Source organism: Streptomyces hygroscopicus subsp. hygroscopicus, assembly GCF_030269125.1.
GTDB classification, from domain to species: domain Bacteria; phylum Actinomycetota; class Actinomycetes; order Streptomycetales; family Streptomycetaceae; genus Streptomyces; species Streptomyces hygroscopicus_C.
In genome coordinates, this window is the sequence record NZ_BSSM01000061.1 from 1 (window position 1) to 530 (window position 530).

The window sequence follows — 530 nt, forward strand, 5'->3', positions numbered from 1 at the left end:
AAGAAGGGCGACGCCGAACGGCTCGCCAAGGTGCAGGAGTCGAGCGACCTGGCGACCATGCACTACGTCCGCCAGGGCGACCCCAAGGGCCTCGGCCACGCCGTGCTGTGCGCCGCCCCGCACGTCGGCCACGAGCCCTTCGCCGTCCTCCTCGGCGACGACCTGATCGACCCCCGCGACCCCCTGCTCCAGCGCATGATCGAGGTCCAGGAGCGGCACGGCGGCAGCGTGATCGCCCTCATGGAGGTCGCGCCCGAGCAGGTCCACCTCTACGGCTGCGCCGCCGTGGACGCCACCCCCGAGGGCGACGTCGTCAGGGTGACCGGCCTGGTCGAGAAGCCCGACCCCGCGGACGCCCCGTCGAACTACGCGGTCATCGGCCGCTACGTCCTCGCCCCGGAGATCTTCGACATACTCCGCAAGACCGAGCCGGGCCGCGGCGGGGAGATCCAGCTGACCGACGCGCTCCAGCAGCTCGCCGACGACGAGAAGCTCGGCGGCCCGGTGCACGGCGTCGTCTTCCAGGGCCG

The 530-nt window shown here is 72.6% G+C and carries 1 protein-coding gene; it reads left to right on the plus strand.

Going from position 1 to position 530, the window contains the following annotated elements; genetic code table 11:
- A partial coding sequence (locus QSK45_RS38090; RefSeq protein WP_285563536.1) for a UTP--glucose-1-phosphate uridylyltransferase occupies positions 1-530 on the plus strand: 530 nt, incomplete at both ends.